Genomic DNA, 15,849 nt, shown 5'->3' with positions numbered 1-15,849 from the left:
TCCGCCCGAAGCAGAAGCCGAACGACCCCGAGATCGTCGGCGCGATCGAAGCCGCCCTGACCCGCTAGAACGTCTCCGAACCGGGTCGCGACGGCGTATGGATCACGAGCAGGAGCTGCCCGGCGGCAACGCGAGCGGCTCTGTCGTCAGAGTCGGTGACACGGTCCGCAAGCCGTGGACCGCCGCGACCCCGAGTGTCCATGCGTTCATGGCGCATGTCCGCCGCTGCGGAGTCGACGTGCCATCGGCGCTCGGTCGGGACGACCGGTCACGTCAGATCCTCGAGTACGTCCCCGGACGGCTCGCGATCGACGCGCCGCCACTCGGCGACGACGGACTCCGCCGAGTCGGAGCGATCGTGCGAGCGATCCACGACGCGAGTGAGAGCTTCTGCGCGGCGCCGGACGCACAGTGGGAGACGGCGATCCCCGGTCCGGCCGACGACCTCGTGTGCCACAACGATCTCGGTCCGTGGAACCTGGTGATCGGTGAACGATGGGTGTTCATCGACTGGGACGCCGCGGCGCCGAGCACGAGACTCTGGGATCTCGCGTACGCCGCGCAGGCATTCACGCTCTCCGACGTCGAGGTTCCCGTCGAGCGGTCGGCGGCCGGGCTGCGCGCGTTCGTCGACGGCTACGGTGCGGACGTGGGACTGCGCGAAGAACTGCCGTCAGCGATGCAGCGGCGGGCCGAGGCGATGCTCGAGCTGCTGACGACCGCCCACGACGAACGCCGCGAGCCGTGGGCATCCATGTTCTCGGATGGCCACGGCTCGCACTGGACGGCTGTCGTCGACTATGTGCACGACCACCGAGGGCTCTGGCTGGACGCGCTCACGCACTAGACCCCGGCGGTCTCGGCCTCCGCCTCAGGCTCGGTCTCACCGCGCTTGGCCCAGAGGTCGCGCAGGACGTTCTCGAACGCGGCCGGCGGCTGCGCACCGCTGATGCCGTACTGGCCGTCGATCACGAAGAACGGCACGCCCTGGATGCCATAGGCCTGAGCCTGCGCCTGGTCCTGACGCACATCGGCGAGGTGACGGGCGGAGATCAACGCGTCGCGCGTGTCGTCGGGGTTGAGGCCCACCTCGACCGCGAGTTCGACCAGATCGTCGATGCGTCCGACGTGCTTGCCCTCGGTGAAGTAGGCGGACATCAGCCGCTCCTCCATCTCGTGCTGCACGCCCTGGGCCTTCGCGAAGTGCAGAAGCTCGTGCGCCTTGACCGTGTTCGTGTGCTGGAGGAGGTCGAACCGGTACTCGAGCCCCGCGTTCTCGGCGACGCCGGTGACGTGAGCGAGCATCTGCTCGACCTGCTCGCGCGGCATCCCCTTGTGACCGGAGAGGAAATCGACCTCATCGCCGTCGAAGTCGACGGGAGTGTCGGGCGAGAGCTCGAAGGAGTGGAAGGTGATGTCCACCTGCGGGGCATCGTCGTCGTTCGCTACGGCTTCGAGTCCCTTCTCGAGATTGCGCTTGCCGATGTAGCACCAGGGGCAGGCGATGTCGGACCAGATGTCGATCGAGATGGCTTCACTCACACTCACATCCAACCGCATCCGCCTGTGCGCTATTCCGTGGTGAGGAATCCTGCCGGTGTCGGCCGTCGTCAGGGAGGTGGCTGCGCGCTCAGGCTGAAGCGTCAGGCGTGTCGATCGCCCCGCCGAAACGTCGGTCTCGCGACAGGTAGACGTCGATCGCGCGCCACAGCTCTTCGCGGGAGAAGTCGGGCCAGAGCGTGTCGAGGAACACCATCTCGGCATACGCCGCCTGCCACAGCAGGAAGTTCGAGGTGCGCTGCTCGCCCGAGCTCCGCACGAACAGGTCGACGTCCGGCATGTCGGGGACGTAGAGGTTGCGACGGATCATCTTCTCGCTGATCGCATTCGGCTTCACGCGGCCAGCGGCGACATCGGCGGCGATCGACCGCATCGCGTCGACGAGCTCGATGCGTCCGCCGTAGTTCACGCACATCGTGAGCGTGAGCACGTCATTGTCCTTCGTCAGCTGCTCCGCATACTGCAGCTCCTTGATGACGCTGCCCCAGAGACGCGGCTTGCGACCGGCCCATCGCACACGCACGCCCCACTCGTTGAGCTGATCGCGTCGACGGTGCAGGACGTCACGGTTGTACCCCATGAGGAAGCGCACCTCCTCGGGCGAGCGTGCCCAGTTCTCGGTCGAGAAGGCGTAGACGGACAGGTGCTTGACCCCCGCCTGGATCGCGCCCGCGACGACATCGAGGAGCACCTCCTCCCCCGCCTTGTGCCCTTCGACGCGGTTGAGACCGCGTCTGTTCGCCCATCGACCGTTGCCGTCCATCACGATCGCGACGTGCTCGGGGACGGCACGGAAGGACGGCGGATAGACCCCTGTCCAGTCGAGCGGTCGGTACGCCACCGCGTCCTTGTGCGTATAGGGCTTGGGACTCACCGTGCTCCTTCTCGAGGTTCGTCGGCCACCAGGTGCGCGAGCGAGCGGATGCCGCGCTCCAGGTGCCATTGGGCGTAGGCCGCGACGAGTCCGGATGCTGCGGCGTTGTCGGCGTGCGGGGCTGCGTCGATGGTGTCCCACTCACCGGCCATGAGCGACCGCAGCAGCGACAGAGTCCTCTCCGCGACCTTCGGGCTGCCCGCGGGCGCACAGTTCACGCACACGGCGCCGCCGAGCTGTCCGACGAAGTGCGCATGGGGTCCCGGGGCGGCGCATCGAGCGCAGTCTGCCAGCGAAGGGGCCCACCCCGACAGCGCCATCACGCGGAGAAGATACGAGTCGAGGATGCTGCGTGGCGAGTGCTCGCCTCGTGACAGCGCGCGCAGACCACCCACGAGCAGGAGATACTGCTGCGGTGTGGCCTCGGAGTCGGTGAGCCGATCGGCGGTCTCGACCATCGCGTTGGCCGACGTGAACCGGTCGTAGTGTGCCACGATGTCCGAGCCGTACGAGCCCAGCGACTCGGCCTGCTGGACGATGTCGAGCGAGCGCCCCTGGTAGAGCTGCACATCCGCGACCATGAAGGGTTCGAGACGAGAACCGAACTTCGACGAGGTGCGCCGCACTCCCTTGGCCACAGCGCGTATCTTGCCGTGGCGGCGAGACAGCATCGTGACGATGCGATCCGCCTCGCCCAACTTGTGGGTGCGCAGGATCACCGCTTCGTCTCGATAGGTGGGCACTCATCGATTATCCTCCGTGCGGGAGAATGGAGGGGTGACCGAACCGCTCTTCATCATTCCGCTCTGGGCGGACCTGCTCGGCGTCGGCCTCGGTGGAGTGCAGGGTGCGATGTTCGCCTCGGGGTTCCAGGGTCAGCGACGGCTCGACTGGCTCGGCGTCGCGATCATCGGCATCATGATCGGAATGGGCGGCGGTCTCATCCGCGACATCCTGCTCGGCCAGACCCCGGCCACTCTTCAGAACAACTGGTACTTGCTCACCGCCACGGGTGCCTCGCTGTTCGGGATGCTGCTCGCCGGGCTGTTCAATCGCCTCAACCGAGTGATCGTCGTGCTCGACGCGGTCGTCATCGGGATGTTCGGCGCCTTCGGCACCAGCAAGGCCATCGCGTTCGGCATCCCGCCGGTTCCCGCAGTCTTCATCGGTGCGTGCGCGGCGGTCGGAGGCGGAGTGCTCCGAGACATGCTCATGGGCCTGCCGACCGCGATCATGCACGTCGGATCGCTCTACGCGGTCGCAGCCGGGGCGGGATGCACGTTCATCGTGATCGCGAACGCCTTCGGGATGCCCATCCCCCTCGCGGCGCTCCTCGGCATCGTGCTCACCGCCGTCATCCGGGTGCTCGCCGTCAGCTTCGACGTGTCCCTCCCCGAGCAGCGGCGGCTCTATCGCCGCAAGGTGGCAGCCGAGACCGGGGTGATCCCGATCATCAAGCCTTCCACGGACTGACCTGCGCACGCAGGCTCGCTAGCATCCACCACCTGTCACGCGCCGCTGCCGGTTGGCGCCTGCTGACGCAATCTGCGCCCGATACCGACCACAGGCGCCACGCCACACCAACGCACACACGCAGATGGCACCTAAGGTCGCAATCCGCCCCGGATACCGACCACAGGCGCCACGCCACACCCAACGCAGATGGCACACACCAACGCACCCACGCAGATGGCACCTGCTGTCGCAATCTGCGCCCGATACCAGCCACAGGCGCCACGCCACACCCCAACGCAGACACGCAGATGGCACCTGTTGTCGGAGGCGCGGGCGCATTCCGACAACAGGTGCCAGGTGAGCGTCAGACCGCCGCCAGCTCCTGCTGACGCGAGCGGATCGAGCGGTTCACGCCCGACACGATCGCCTTGAGCGACGCGGTCGAGATGTCGCCGTCGATGCCGACGCCCCACAGACGCTGATCGCCGACCTGCAGCTCGACGTAGGCCGCGGCCTGCGCATCGCCGCCGGCGCTGAGAGCGTGCTCGACGTAGTCGTAGACCGTGATGTCGAAGCCCTGACCGCGCAGCACCTCGACGAAGGCGGCGACCGGACCGTTGCCGTTGCCGGCGACGGCGACCTGCTGGTCATCGTCGCGCAGCACGACGTCGAGCACGACATCACCGGACATGTCGCTGCGGGTCTGTGTGGCGAGGAGCTCGAAGCGGCCCCACTTCGCAGCCTCGTCGGTGGCGGGCAGATACTCGTCGGTGAAGATCGACCAGATCTGCTCGCTCGTGACTTCGCCGCCCTCGGCGTCGGTCTTGCTCTGGACGACGCCCGAGAACTCGATCTGCAGCTTGCGCGGCAGGTCGATAGCGTGGTCGGCCTTGAGCAGGTAGGCGACCCCGCCCTTGCCCGACTGCGAGTTCACGCGGATGACGGCTTCGTACGAGCGGCCGAGATCCTTCGGGTCGACCGGCAGGTAGGGCACGGCCCACTCGATGTCGTCGACCGTGACGCCCTCGGCCTCGGCACGGGCAGCCATCGCCTCGAAACCCTTTTTGATCGCGTCCTGGTGCGAGCCGCTGAACGCGGTGAACACCAGGTCGCCCGCCCATGGGCTGCGCTCGGGCACAGGCAGCTGGTTGCAGTACTCGACCGTGCGCTTGACCTGGTCGATGTCGCTGAAGTCGATCTGCGGATCGATGCCCTGTGTGAAGAGGTTGATGCCCAGGGCGACGATGTCGACGTTGCCCGTGCGCTCGCCGTTGCCGAACAGGCATCCCTCGATGCGGTCCGCGCCGGCCATGTATCCCAGCTCGGCTGCGGCGATCGCGGTGCCACGGTCGTTGTGAGGGTGAAGCGACAGGATCACGTTCTCGCGGTGCGCCAGATTGCGACTCATCCACTCGATCGAGTCGGCGTAGACATTGGGCGAAGCCATCTCGACCGTCGCGGGCAGGTTGATGATGACCTTGCGATCGGGCGTGGGCTCGAAGACTTCGATGACCTGGTTGCAGACGTCGACCGCGAACTCGAGCTCGGTGCCCGTGTAGCTCTCGGGCGAGTACTCGTAGTACACCTTGGTGTCGGGGATCGTCTTCTCGTACTCACGGCACAGGCGTGCACCCTCGAGGGCGATGTCGATGATGCCCTGCTTGTCGGTGCGGAAGACGACCTCGCGCTGCAGCACGCTGGTCGAGTTGTACAGGTGCACGATCGCCTGCTTCGCGCCGGCGATCGACTCGTAGGTCCGCGCGATGAGGTGCTCACGAGCCTGCGTCAGCACCTGGATCGTGACGTCGTCCGGGATCAGGTTCTCCTCGATGAGCTGACGGACGAAGTCGAAGTCGGTCTGGCTCGCGGAGGGGAAACCGACCTCGATCTCCTTGTAGCCCATGCTGACGAGCAGCTCGAACATGACGCGCTTGCGCTCGGGCGACATCGGGTCGATGAGCGCCTGGTTGCCGTCGCGGAGATCGACCGCACACCAGCGGGGCGCCTCGGTGATGCGGGCGTCGGGCCACGTGCGGTCAGGCAGGTGGACGGTGATCTGCTCGTGGTACGGCCGATACTTGTGGATCGGCATCGTCGACGGGCGCTGAGTGTTCTGCATGATGGGGCTTCTTCTCTTCGTCAGATATGTGAACGGGCCAACACAAGCGCCGCGACGAGGAAGGCCCTAGCTTCAGGACTCGTCGCGGCAGCTAAGAAGAAGCAGACCGCCGAAAGGCATGCCGCCATGCTAGCAGGAAGGGGCGCGGGGACCGCACGGTGAGACGGTTGCGCCACCCGCGACACTAGGAAGTATGACGATCTCGCGCACTCTCGCGTCAGCCTCCGCCACCGTCGCTGTGACCGCGCTCCTCGCGCTGTCGGGGTGTGCGACGGATGCGGGCTCCTCCCCTGCCCCGACGAGCGCACCGGCGGGACTTCCGTCTTCTCCGCCGGTCGTCGCTCCACCCGAGGGTCCGGTGACCGCAGCCGGCATGGTGATCGATGCGGCCGGAGACGTCGAGATCTGCCTCGGCGGCGTGATGGAGTCGTACCCGCCGCAGTGCGTCGGCGTGCCGGTCGACGGGTGGACGTGGGATCAGGTCGACGGCAGCGAGTCGATCGGTGAGGTCAGATGGGGCTCCTACGCCATTCGGGGTGCGTACGACGGCGAACGATTCGCGCTCACGGATCCGCCGACCCTGCTCGCGCTGTACGACCCGATGCCGATCGAAGACCCCACGCGCGGAGTGCCGGGGACCAGCACCGACCGCGAGTTGTCGCTCGTACAGGACGAGGTGTTCCCGTGGCTCGGCGCTGACGCGCTGACCGCCGGACCCGAGCGAGGCTACGTGTGGGTGCAGGTGGTGTGGGATGACGGCACGCTGCAGGATGCCGTCGACACCGCGTACGGGAAGGGCGTCGTCATCGTCACGTCAGCCATCCGGACGGCCGGCTAGGCGGCGGAGATCAGGGAATGAGCGCGAGCTTGCCGCCCGGGTGCCCTTCTGCCAGGAGGGCGAGCGCCGCCGGCGCCTCGTGCAGCGGGAACGTCTGCGCCACCGGTACGACCAGATCGCCGTTCTGCGCCAGTGCCACGAGCTCCCCGCGTATCTCATCGCGAAAGCGCGCGCTCGCAGGCTGAGAGCCCGCGATGGCGAGGATGCCCTCGGCGGCGGCACGGGCGGCAGCGGCGATCGTCACGACGCGATTCCTGTCGGCGACGAGCTCGAGCGAGACGTCGATCGCCTCATCCGTTCCCACCGCATCGAGCGATGCGACGACGTCGTCGCCCACCAGAGCACGCACGCGGTCGGCGAGACCGGTGCCGTAACGCACCGGGATCCCGCCGAAGTCGCGCACGACCTGCGCACGCGCTTCGCTCGCTGTCCCGATGACGGTGATGCCGCGGAGTGCGGCCTGCTGCAGAACGCTGACGCCGACCGCGCCCGACGCGCCGTGGAGCAGGATCGTCTCCCCCGGCGCGGCACCGGTCACGTGCAGCATCTCGGCCGCGGTGGTGCCGGCGAGCAACAGGTTCGCCGCCTCGGCGTGCGTGAGAGCGGTGGGTTTCGCGAACGCCTTCTCTGCGGGGATCGTGATCTCCGTCGCGTACCCACCCTGCACCCGGAATGCGATGACCTCGTCTCCGAGCTCGACGAGCCCGGAGCCGATACGCGTGTCGGGCCCGATCGCGGTCACGACCCCCGAGATCTCGTAGCCGATCGGGACGGGGAGTGCGACGCCGTCGCGCGGCGCGGCGACGTGCTTCGCATCCGCCGGGTTCACCCCCGCCGCCCTGACGCCAACCGTCACCTCACCGGTCTTCGGGGGTCGCACTTCGGTCTCGATGAACTCCCACCCCGCGGGGCCACCCCACGAGGTCGCGATCCACTGCATAGCCACGGTCGTATCCGTTCCCTTCTCAGAGGACGCAGCGGACGTTGTTGGCTGTGCCCGAGACGTTCGCCCAGCCGTTCGCAGGTGCCGTAGCGAGAACGGTCGAGCCGTTGCGAGCCTGGAGCGAGCCGGTGGATCGGGCGTCCGCGATCGACCTCGTGACGAAGCTCGACGGGATCGCGTGGGTCGCGCACGCGCTCCAGCTCAGTTTCGCTCCGGTCACGGATCCGCCCGTGAAGGCGCAGACCTGACCGGTGCCGCATGATCCGACCGCGGCGCGCATCGCGGTCTCCCCCCTGCCGGGCACGGTGAGCGTCATCGCGAGTTCGGGCCACACCGCATGGTTCCTGTCGAGGATGATCCCGCCAGGCACTTCCTCCATCACGTCGATGATGAGGGGCGCGACTTCCTCCTGGCCGAATCCGTGGGCGTGCGCGGCTGCTCCGGGACCTCCCGTGAGCAGCACGCCGATCACGATCCCCACCGCGATCCGCGCCGCTCTCATCGGACCAGGCTCTCGTCCACGTCCCAGAGCGTGTACGACACGACCGCGCCGGCGTCGATCAGGTCGGTGTCCTCGATGTTCGTCCGCTCGATCCCGATGATGCGACCGGTGTCGCCGGAGACGAGCACGACGTCGCTCGCGGAACCGTCCGTCGACACGACCCGCAGACCCGAGGCCGGCCGGCCCAGGCGATCCACGGTCGTCCCCAGCCCTTCCGCGTCGTCGGTCGCCTCGAGGATCCCGAGGAGCTGCGAGTGCTGCGCGTTGGTGAGGGTCCACTGCTGCAGCATCGTGGTCATGGCCGTCAGCACATCGGCGCCCGTGGGGTCGGTCGGCATCCCGAATGCCGTGAGCGCGGCCTCCACCTCGCTCTCGGTGCTGCCGAACGGGTCGGGGACGGGCGTGGTGAACTGCCCCGGCTCGATCGTGAGGTCGACGGCGACCTGACCCGAACTGCTCACTTCGGCGCCCATGTTGGCCGACGCGTCGGCGGGGTCGTACGGCACGCCGAGAACACTCGTCATCCGACCCGAGAGATCCGCGTTCCACTGCAGAAGGGTCAGCTGCGGCACCACCTCGGTCTCGCCCGTGTTGCCGTTGATGTCGAACGCCCAGTTCGCCGAACGCACGAGACGTTCGGGTGCCGCCGGGCCCGGAGCCTGCGCGAGCGCATCCTGCGCGGTCGCCACCGTCGTCTCCGCACTCATCGCAGACGAGAAGTCGAGCGGATCGAGCCCGTCGGCGACCGCCTGACCCTGCGGCATCAGCACCGCCACAGCCACCACGGCGGCTGCCGCGACGGTGGCAAGCCCCGCAGCCCAGCCGATGACCACGGAGCGGCGGCGCCGTGACGCTCGGGCGTTGCGGATGATCCGGTCGCGCACCATCAGGGCGGCGGCATCGGGGGGCGCGTCGCGCGGCGTCCTCGCAGGATCCGCATCCGTCAGGACCTGGTCGAGCAGAGCATGCTCTCCCATGGGCGTCACCCTGCCTCCTCCAGTCCCAGCGCCGCTCGCAGCTTCCGCTGTGCTCGACGCAGGCTCTTCCTCACTCGGATCTTCGGGCTGCGCAGCATTTCAGCGATCTCCCCCACTGCGAGCCCATCCCAGTATGTCAGCATGATGATACGCCGCTCAGTCCGGGAAAGGACACCCAGAGCCGTCAGCACGCGTACGCGCATGGTGAGATCCGTGCGTCCCTGCACCCCCGACATGCCCTGATGCACGGCGTCGAGAGCGGTGCGTCGCATGACCGATCTCGCCGGCCGGGAACGCAGCACACGATCAGCCGTACGCAGAAGCCACAGGCGGTCCACCGGCCTGGCCGGATCGAGCCGCGCCCACGCCATGAGGAAGACCTCCGACACGATCTCCGTCACCTCCGCGTCGTCGTCGACGACGCCCTCGACGTGATGGCGCACCCGCGCCCAGTTCGCATCGAAAACCGCACTGAAAGCGGCATCCTTCTTCTTCTCGGCGTCGTCGCCGCGGGTGCTCATCTCTGCCGTCCGGTGGAGCACCCGACCCGCCCAGCGCGTCGGTTCCCCATGTCAGAAGCCGAGTCGACCGAGCTGCTTCGGATCGCGCTGCCATTCCTTCGCGACCTTCACGTGCAACCCCAGATACACCCGTGTGCCGAGGAGCTCCTCGATACCCACGCGAGCCCGGCGCCCCACATCCGCGAGCCGCTTGCCCTTGTGACCGATGATGATCGCTTTCTGGCTGTCGCGCTCGACGACGATCGATGCGTGCACATCGGTCAGGTCGCTGTCCTCGCGCGGGGCGATGTCGTCGATCACGACGGCGATCGAGTGCGGAAGCTCATCACGGACCCCGTCGAGCGCCGCCTCGCGGATCATCTCGGCGATGCGGTCCTCCTCCGACTCGTCGGTGGTGACGCCTTCGCCGTAGAGGGCGGGGCCCTCCGGCATCAGCGAGAGCACCTCGTCGGCGAGCACCTCGAGCTGGTCGCGCGTCAACGCGGACAGCGGGATGACGGCCGCCCAGTCCTCGCGCAGAGCATCGACCTCCATCAGCCGCTCTGTGATCTCATCGCGTCCGGCAGCATCCGTCTTGGTCACGATCGCCACCTTCTTGGCGCGCGGATAGCCGTCGAGCGAGGCAGCGATGCGGCGGTCGCCGGGTCCCACCTTCTCGGTCGCCGGCACGCAGAATCCGATCACGTCGACATCGCCGAGAACCTGCTCGACCAGGTCGTTCAGCCGCTCGCCGAGCAGCGTCCGGGGCTTGTGGATGCCCGGTGTGTCCACGATCACCAGCTGTCCGCGCGGTCGGTTGACGATTCCGCGGATCGCGCGCCGCGTCGTCTGCGGCTTCTCGCTCGTGATGGCGATCTTCTCACCCACGAGCGCGTTGGTGAGGGTCGATTTGCCGACGTTGGGGCGCCCGACGAAGGTCACGAACCCGCTTCGCATCTGCTCAGTCATCGTCCGGGTCTCCTTCGTGGCCTGCTCCCGCAGGATCGTTCGCGGCGCGCTCGACGAAAACCGTCGCGATTCCGCGTCCGCGCCCTCTCGATGCGCCCCCTGTGAGGTTCAATCCCTCGACGGTCGCCATCGATCCCGGTTGCGGCACCTGGCCCAGGGCCTTGCCCAGCAGTCCGCCGATGGAGTCGACATCCTCGTCCTCGAGTTCGAGTCCGAACAGATCGCCGACGTCCTCCAGCGAGAGTCGGGCGCTCACGCGGTATCGTCCGTCGCCGAGCTCGACGACTTCTGCTGCCACTCGATCGTACTCGTCGGAGATCTCGCCGACGAGTTCCTCGATGAGGTCCTCGAGAGTCACGAGTCCCGAGATGCCGCCGTGCTCGTCGATCACGAGGCACACATGCACCGCGTCGCGCTTCATCTGCTGCAGCAGCGTCTCGGCGCGCATCGACTCGGGGACGAAGGTCGCAGGGCGCGAGATGGAACTGATGGATGCCGCCCGCCAGGCACTGTCATCGCGATACGCGAACTGCACGAGGTCTTTGAGGTACAGCACGCCGACGACGTCGTCGGCATCGTCATCGACCACGGGCATGCGCGAGACACCGCGCTGCAGGAAGAGCGTCATGGCCTCGTCCATCGTCGCCGTCGCATCGACCGTGACCATCTCGGTGCGCGGCACCATGACGGCACGGACGAATTGGTCGGTGAAGTCGAAGACGGAGTGGATGAGGTCGCGGTCGTCGGCCTCGATGAGGTCGTTCGACGCCGCCTCGTCGACCATGCTGAGCAGCTGCTCCTCCGAGGTGAAGGAACTGCGTCCCGTGCCGGGTGTGACTCTGTTGCCCAGGAGGACGAGCCCCTGGGCGATGGGCCCCAGGATGATGCGCAACGCGCGCACGATCGGAGCGTTCGCGCGGAGGATGCCGTCTGCATGCTGACGCCCGAACGACCGCGGACTCGCACCGACGAGCACGAACGTGATGCCGGTCATGAGCACCGCGGCGGCGAGCATCGCCCACCAGATGTTGTCGAACAGGATGCTGAACGCGACCGTCACCAGCACCGCGGCCGCAGTTTCGGCGAGGACTCGGATGAACGACACCGAGTTGACGTGCGCGTCGGGATCGACGGCGATCCGCGCGAGCTGTCGGGCATTGCGCCCTTCGGTGCCCATCTCCGCGATGTCCGAACGCGAGGTGACGCCGAACGCGGCGTCGATCGCCGCCATGAGCCCGCCGAATGCGACGAGCAGCACTGCCCCCGCGAGCAGGAGAGCCGCGGTCATCGTCGACGTTCGGCCGCGGCGAAGCCCTGGATGAGCTCCTTCTGCAGTCCGAACATCTCACGCTCCTCGTCGGGCTCTGCGTGGTCGAAGCCCAACAGGTGGAGCAGCCCGTGCGTGGTCAGCAGGATGAGCTCGTCCATCAGCGAATGCCCCGCGGCCTGCGCCTGCGTCTCGGCGACCTGCGGACACAGCACGATGTCTCCGAGCAGGCCGGGAGCCGTGGGGCGATCCTCGGTGCCCGGGCGCAGCTCGTCCATCGGGAAGCTGAGCACATCGGTGGGTCCCGGCTCGTCCATCCACTGCACGTGCAGGGCTTCCATGGCTCCCTCGTCGACCAGGACGATCGCGACCTCGGCGTCGGGACTCACGTGCAGCTGACCGAGGTTGAAGTCGGTCAGGCGCTGCAGCACGGTCTCGTCGACGTCTATCGCCGACTCGTTGTTGATCTCGATCATGGCTGTGCTCGTTTCATCAGGAGAGGCCCCGTTTCGGCATCCGGTCGCGGGGTCCCGGACGTTGTGCGCCCCGGCGCTCCGCGCGGTTGGCGAACTCCGCGGCCTGCTCGCGCTCGAAGCGCTGCGCGGTGCGGCGCTCGTCGTACTCGCTGTAGGCGTCGACGATGCGGCCGACCAGCGAGTGACGCACGACGTCGTCGCTCGTCAGCCGGGCGAAGTGGATGTCGTCGATGCCGTCGAGCACGCGGGTGACGAGTCGGAGCCCCGAGGATCCCTGCGGGAGGTCCACCTGGGTGATGTCGCCCGTCACGACCATCTTCGAGCCGAAGCCGAGCCTCGTCAGGAACATCTTCATCTGCTCGGGAGTGGTGTTCTGCGCCTCGTCGAGCACGACGAACGAGTCGTTGAGGGTTCGTCCGCGCATGTATGCGAGAGGGGCGACCTCGATCGTGCCCGTCGCCATCAGCCGCGGCACGGTCTCGGGGTCCATCATCTCGTTCAACGCGTCGTAGAGCGGACGCAGGTACGGATCGATCTTGTCGGTGAGCGTTCCGGGCAGGAACCCGAGACGCTCTCCCGCCTCGACCGCCGGACGCGTGAGGATGATCCGGGTGACCTCCTTGCGCTGCAGCGCCTGGACGGCCTTCGCCATGGCGAGGTAGGTCTTGCCCGTACCCGCCGGACCGATGCCGAACACGATGGTGTTCTCCTCGATCGCGTCGACGTACTCCTTCTGCCCCAGGGTCTTCGGGCGGATGACCTTGCCCCGCGTAGACAGGATCGCCTCGCCGAGGACCTCGCTGGGGCGCGGACCGCCGTCGGTCCGGAGCAGGCGCGCGGAGCTGGCGACGTCGCTCGGGGCGAGATCGTGCCCCGCTCTGGTCATGGTCAGCAGCTCGTCGACGAGGTTCTTGGCCTTCCGCACCGCATCCGCGGTCCCGGTGAGGGTGATCTCGTTGCCACGCACGAGCACCTGCACGTCACGATGCTCCTTCTCGAGCATCCGCAGGAGGCGATCCTGCGGGCCGAGCAGCTGCACCATGGCGACGCCGTCGGCGTATACGCGTTCGGTGATGATGTCTTGATCGTCAGAAGCCAACGAGCTTGTTCTCCTCGATATTGCCGAGCACATGGGCGTGCACGTGGAAGACGGACTGCGCGGCGCTCGCGCCGTTGTTGAAGATGAGGCGGAACTCGCCGTTCGCGTGCTCATCGGCGATCTGCTTGGCTGCCGCCACCATCTCAGCGAGCAGACCGGGGTCGCCTGCGGCCAGTTCCGTCACGTCGCGGTAGTCCTCGGTCTTGGGGATGACCAGCGCATGCAGCGGCGCCTGCGGGTCGATGTCGCGCACAGCGAAGACCCGACCGGTGTCGAGCAGGATCTCACCGGGGATGTCACCGTTCAGGATGCGCGTGAAGATCGATGGCTCGGACATGCCCCCAGTCTACTGACCGGGCGCCGCAACAGGCGGCGAGGCGCCTCGCGTCCGGTCACCACCGCCCGAGGGCCGCCGACAGGACGGCGATCGCCGCAGGTCCCGCTGTCGACGTGCGCAGCACCGTGGAACCCAGCAGCACCCGCTCGGCACCCGCCTCGACAAGCCGAGACAGCTCGTCTTCGGAGATGCCTCCTTCGGGCCCGACCACCAGCACGATGTCGCGCCCATCGGGCGTCAGCCCCGAGAGTCTCGACGGCGCGGTCGGGTCGAGGAGGAGCACTCGCTGCTGCGATGCCCGCACTGCGAGCTCCTTCGTGGTCACCGGGGCGTACACCTCGGGCACCCATGCGCGATGCGCCTGTTTGGCGGCCTCACGGACGATGCTGGCCCAGCGCTCGCGCCCCTTGATCGCCTTGACACCCTCCCAGCGCGAGACGCTGCGGCTCGCCTGCCAGGGGATGATCTCGTCGACGCCGAGCTCGCACGCCGCCTGCACGGCGAGCTCATCACGGTCTCCCTTGGCGAGGGCCTGCGCGAGCACGATCCGTGGAGTCGGCGCCGTTTCGGAGGCCCGCTGCACGACGCGAACCTCGACGCGGGTCGGAGACACGTCTTCCACGACACCGTCGAGCCACACACCTGCCCCATCGCCCACCGTGACCGACTCGCCGACGCGCAGCCTCCGCACGACCGCCGCGTGCTTGGCCTCGGCCCCCGTCAACGTGACAGTGTCGCCGACGACCGCACCCGAGGAGGATTCGTCGAGGAAATGCAGTGCCATGGGATGCCGATCAGTGCGAGCGGAAGCGATCGCGGAACTTCGAGAACAGCCCCTGCTGGAACTGCGCCAGAGCAGGCGCGGGCGCCTTTGTCTTCTTCGCGAAGTCCTCGATCAGCCGGCGCTGCGCCGAATCGATCTTGGTCGGAGTCAGCACCTGCACGCCGACGCGGAGGTCGCCGCGCTGGTTCCCGCGCAACGGGGTGATGCCTCTGCCCTTGATCGTCAGCACGTCGCCGGACTGCAGGCCGGGCCTGATCTCGAGGTCGACCTCGCCGTCGAGACCCTGGATGGTCGTCTCGGTACCGAGGATCGCATCGGTCATCGCCACCTCGAGCGTCGCCAGCAGATCGTCGCCGTCGCGGCTGAATGCGGGGTGCGGGTTCACCGTGACCTCGACGTACAGATCGCCGTGGGGGCCGCCGGCCTTGCCGACCTCGCCCGAACCGGGCAGTTGCAGACGCAGACCGGTCTCGACACCCGCCGGGATGTCGAGCGACACGGTGCGGCGCGAACGGACGCGACCCTGTCCACCGCACGTCCCGCACGGATACGGGATCGTCGTGCCATAGCCTTCGCAGGTGCCGCACGGCTGAGAGGTCACGACGTTGCCGAGAAGGCTGCGCACCTGACGCTGGACGTGGCCCGACCCGCCGCAGATGTCGCACGTGACGGGCGAGGTGCCCTCCTGGCAGCACGATCCGTTGCACGTCTCGCACAGCACCGCCGTGTCGACCTCGATGTCGCGGTGAGCGCCGAAGACGACGTCGCCGAGATCGAGGGTGACCCGCACCAGGGCGTCCTGCCCGCGCTCGCGACGCGACCGCGGGCGCGCACCGCGCCCTCCGCCCTGCGCAGCTCCGAAGAACGTCTCGAAGATGTCCCCGAAGCCGCCGAATCCGCCGAAGTTGCCCGCGGCTCCGTCGCCCCCGCCCATGTCGTAGCGACGCCGCGAGTCGTCGTCGCTGAGCACGTCGTAGGCGTGGGTCACGAGCTTGAACTGCTCGGCGGCATCCTCACCCGGGTTCACATCCGGATGGAGCTGTCGTGCGAGGCGTCGGTACGCCTTCTTGATCTCGTCGGTGGAAGCGTCGCGCGAGACGCCGAGTACCTCGTAGTGATCCGCCACAATGGCCCTTCTGCGTGTTGTGT

Annotated in this window: 18 protein-coding genes; 3 read left to right on the top strand and 15 right to left on the bottom strand. The window is 67.8% G+C overall.

Going from position 1 to position 15,849, the window contains the following annotated elements; translation table 11 throughout:
• The first annotated feature begins 97 nt into the window (after positions 1 to 97).
• Complete coding sequence (locus tag RWO82_RS03995) at positions 98 to 847, top strand: phosphotransferase (protein ID WP_314423648.1); 750 nt, start codon at positions 98 to 100, stop codon at positions 845 to 847.
• Here the strand turns inward: RWO82_RS03995 and RWO82_RS03990 are convergent.
• From RWO82_RS03990 to recO, 3 genes are all read right to left on the bottom strand, one after another.
• Positions 844 to 1,542, bottom strand: coding sequence for a DsbA family oxidoreductase (locus tag RWO82_RS03990; protein ID WP_314423646.1), 699 nt, complete (start codon positions 1,540 to 1,542; stop codon positions 844 to 846). The two genes, RWO82_RS03995 and RWO82_RS03990, sit on opposite strands and share 4 nt — an antisense overlap.
• An 88-nt stretch (positions 1,543 to 1,630) precedes the next feature.
• Complete coding sequence (locus RWO82_RS03985; RefSeq protein WP_314423643.1) at positions 1,631 to 2,434, bottom strand: isoprenyl transferase; 804 nt, start codon at positions 2,432 to 2,434, stop codon at positions 1,631 to 1,633.
• Positions 2,431 to 3,177 (bottom strand): DNA repair protein RecO, encoded by a 747-nt coding sequence (gene recO, locus RWO82_RS03980; protein ID WP_314423640.1) that lies wholly within the window; start codon positions 3,175 to 3,177, stop codon positions 2,431 to 2,433. The genes RWO82_RS03985 and recO overlap by 4 nt, the downstream gene beginning before the upstream one ends.
• A 34-nt stretch (positions 3,178 to 3,211) precedes the next feature.
• Between recO and RWO82_RS03975 the strand changes: the two genes are divergently transcribed.
• Positions 3,212 to 3,907, top strand: coding sequence for a TRIC cation channel family protein (locus RWO82_RS03975; RefSeq protein ID WP_314423637.1), 696 nt, complete (start codon positions 3,212 to 3,214; stop codon positions 3,905 to 3,907).
• 346 nt (positions 3,908 to 4,253) lie between these two features.
• Here the strand turns inward: RWO82_RS03975 and leuA are convergent, their stop codons facing one another.
• Positions 4,254 to 6,008: a 2-isopropylmalate synthase gene (gene leuA, locus RWO82_RS03970; protein ID WP_314423633.1), complete on the bottom strand. Its 1,755-nt coding sequence runs from the start codon at positions 6,006 to 6,008 to the stop codon at positions 4,254 to 4,256.
• A 193-nt stretch (positions 6,009 to 6,201) separates the two neighbouring features.
• Between leuA and RWO82_RS03965 the strand changes: the two genes are divergently transcribed.
• A complete protein-coding gene (locus RWO82_RS03965; RefSeq protein WP_314423630.1) occupies positions 6,202 to 6,846 on the top strand; it encodes a hypothetical protein in 645 nt (214 codons plus the stop codon).
• Between the two features lie 10 nt (positions 6,847 to 6,856).
• Here RWO82_RS03965 and RWO82_RS03960 read toward each other — a convergent pair whose 3' ends face one another.
• The 11 genes from RWO82_RS03960 to dnaJ are packed head-to-tail and all read right to left on the bottom strand — an operon-like array spanning position 6,857 to position 15,826.
• Positions 6,857 to 7,786 carry an NADP-dependent oxidoreductase gene (locus RWO82_RS03960; RefSeq protein WP_314423656.1) on the bottom strand — a complete coding sequence of 310 codons (930 nt, stop codon included), beginning with the start codon at positions 7,784 to 7,786 and terminating at the stop codon, positions 6,857 to 6,859.
• Positions 7,787 to 7,811: 25 nt separating this feature from the next.
• Entirely contained in the window at positions 7,812 to 8,291 is a 480-nt protein-coding gene (locus RWO82_RS03955) for a hypothetical protein (RefSeq protein WP_314423628.1), read from the bottom strand.
• Positions 8,288 to 9,268 carry a hypothetical protein gene (locus RWO82_RS03950; protein WP_314423626.1) on the bottom strand — a complete coding sequence of 327 codons (981 nt, stop codon included), beginning with the start codon at positions 9,266 to 9,268 and terminating at the stop codon, positions 8,288 to 8,290. Before RWO82_RS03950 ends, RWO82_RS03955 begins: the two co-directional genes overlap by 4 nt.
• A 5-nt stretch (positions 9,269 to 9,273) precedes the next feature.
• Positions 9,274 to 9,789: a sigma-70 family RNA polymerase sigma factor gene (locus tag RWO82_RS03945; RefSeq protein WP_314423623.1), complete on the bottom strand. Its 516-nt coding sequence runs from the start codon at positions 9,787 to 9,789 to the stop codon at positions 9,274 to 9,276.
• A gap of 51 nt (positions 9,790 to 9,840) precedes the next feature.
• Positions 9,841 to 10,737, bottom strand: a complete 897-nt coding sequence (gene era, locus RWO82_RS03940) for a GTPase Era (RefSeq protein ID WP_314423620.1) — start codon at positions 10,735 to 10,737, stop codon at positions 9,841 to 9,843.
• On the bottom strand, positions 10,730 to 12,025 hold the full coding sequence (locus tag RWO82_RS03935; RefSeq protein WP_314423617.1) for a hemolysin family protein: 1,296 nt from the start codon (positions 12,023 to 12,025) through the stop codon (positions 10,730 to 10,732). The genes era and RWO82_RS03935 overlap by 8 nt, the downstream gene beginning before the upstream one ends.
• A complete protein-coding gene (gene ybeY, locus RWO82_RS03930; RefSeq protein WP_314423614.1) occupies positions 12,022 to 12,480 on the bottom strand; it encodes an rRNA maturation RNase YbeY in 459 nt (152 codons plus the stop codon). Before ybeY ends, RWO82_RS03935 begins: the two co-directional genes overlap by 4 nt.
• Positions 12,481 to 12,496: 16 nt before the next feature.
• Positions 12,497 to 13,522, bottom strand: coding sequence for a PhoH family protein (locus tag RWO82_RS03925; RefSeq protein WP_314423653.1), 1,026 nt, complete (start codon positions 13,520 to 13,522; stop codon positions 12,497 to 12,499).
• A 46-nt stretch (positions 13,523 to 13,568) separates the two neighbouring features.
• The gene (locus RWO82_RS03920) at positions 13,569 to 13,916 is read right to left on the bottom strand and encodes an HIT domain-containing protein (protein ID WP_314423611.1); all 348 of its coding nucleotides are present in this window, start codon (positions 13,914 to 13,916) and stop codon (positions 13,569 to 13,571) included.
• A 55-nt stretch (positions 13,917 to 13,971) separates the two neighbouring features.
• Positions 13,972 to 14,700 carry a 16S rRNA (uracil(1498)-N(3))-methyltransferase gene (locus RWO82_RS03915; RefSeq protein WP_314423608.1) on the bottom strand — a complete coding sequence of 243 codons (729 nt, stop codon included), beginning with the start codon at positions 14,698 to 14,700 and terminating at the stop codon, positions 13,972 to 13,974.
• 10 nt (positions 14,701 to 14,710) lie between these two features.
• Positions 14,711 to 15,826, bottom strand: a complete 1,116-nt coding sequence (gene dnaJ / locus RWO82_RS03910; RefSeq protein ID WP_314423605.1) for a molecular chaperone DnaJ — start codon at positions 15,824 to 15,826, stop codon at positions 14,711 to 14,713.
• Positions 15,827 to 15,849 lie beyond the last annotated feature (23 nt).

This window comes from uncultured Microbacterium sp., assembly GCF_963521645.1.
Taxonomy (GTDB): Bacteria; Actinomycetota; Actinomycetes; order Actinomycetales; family Microbacteriaceae; genus Microbacterium.
This window is presented reverse-complemented; position numbering and strand designations above follow the sequence as displayed.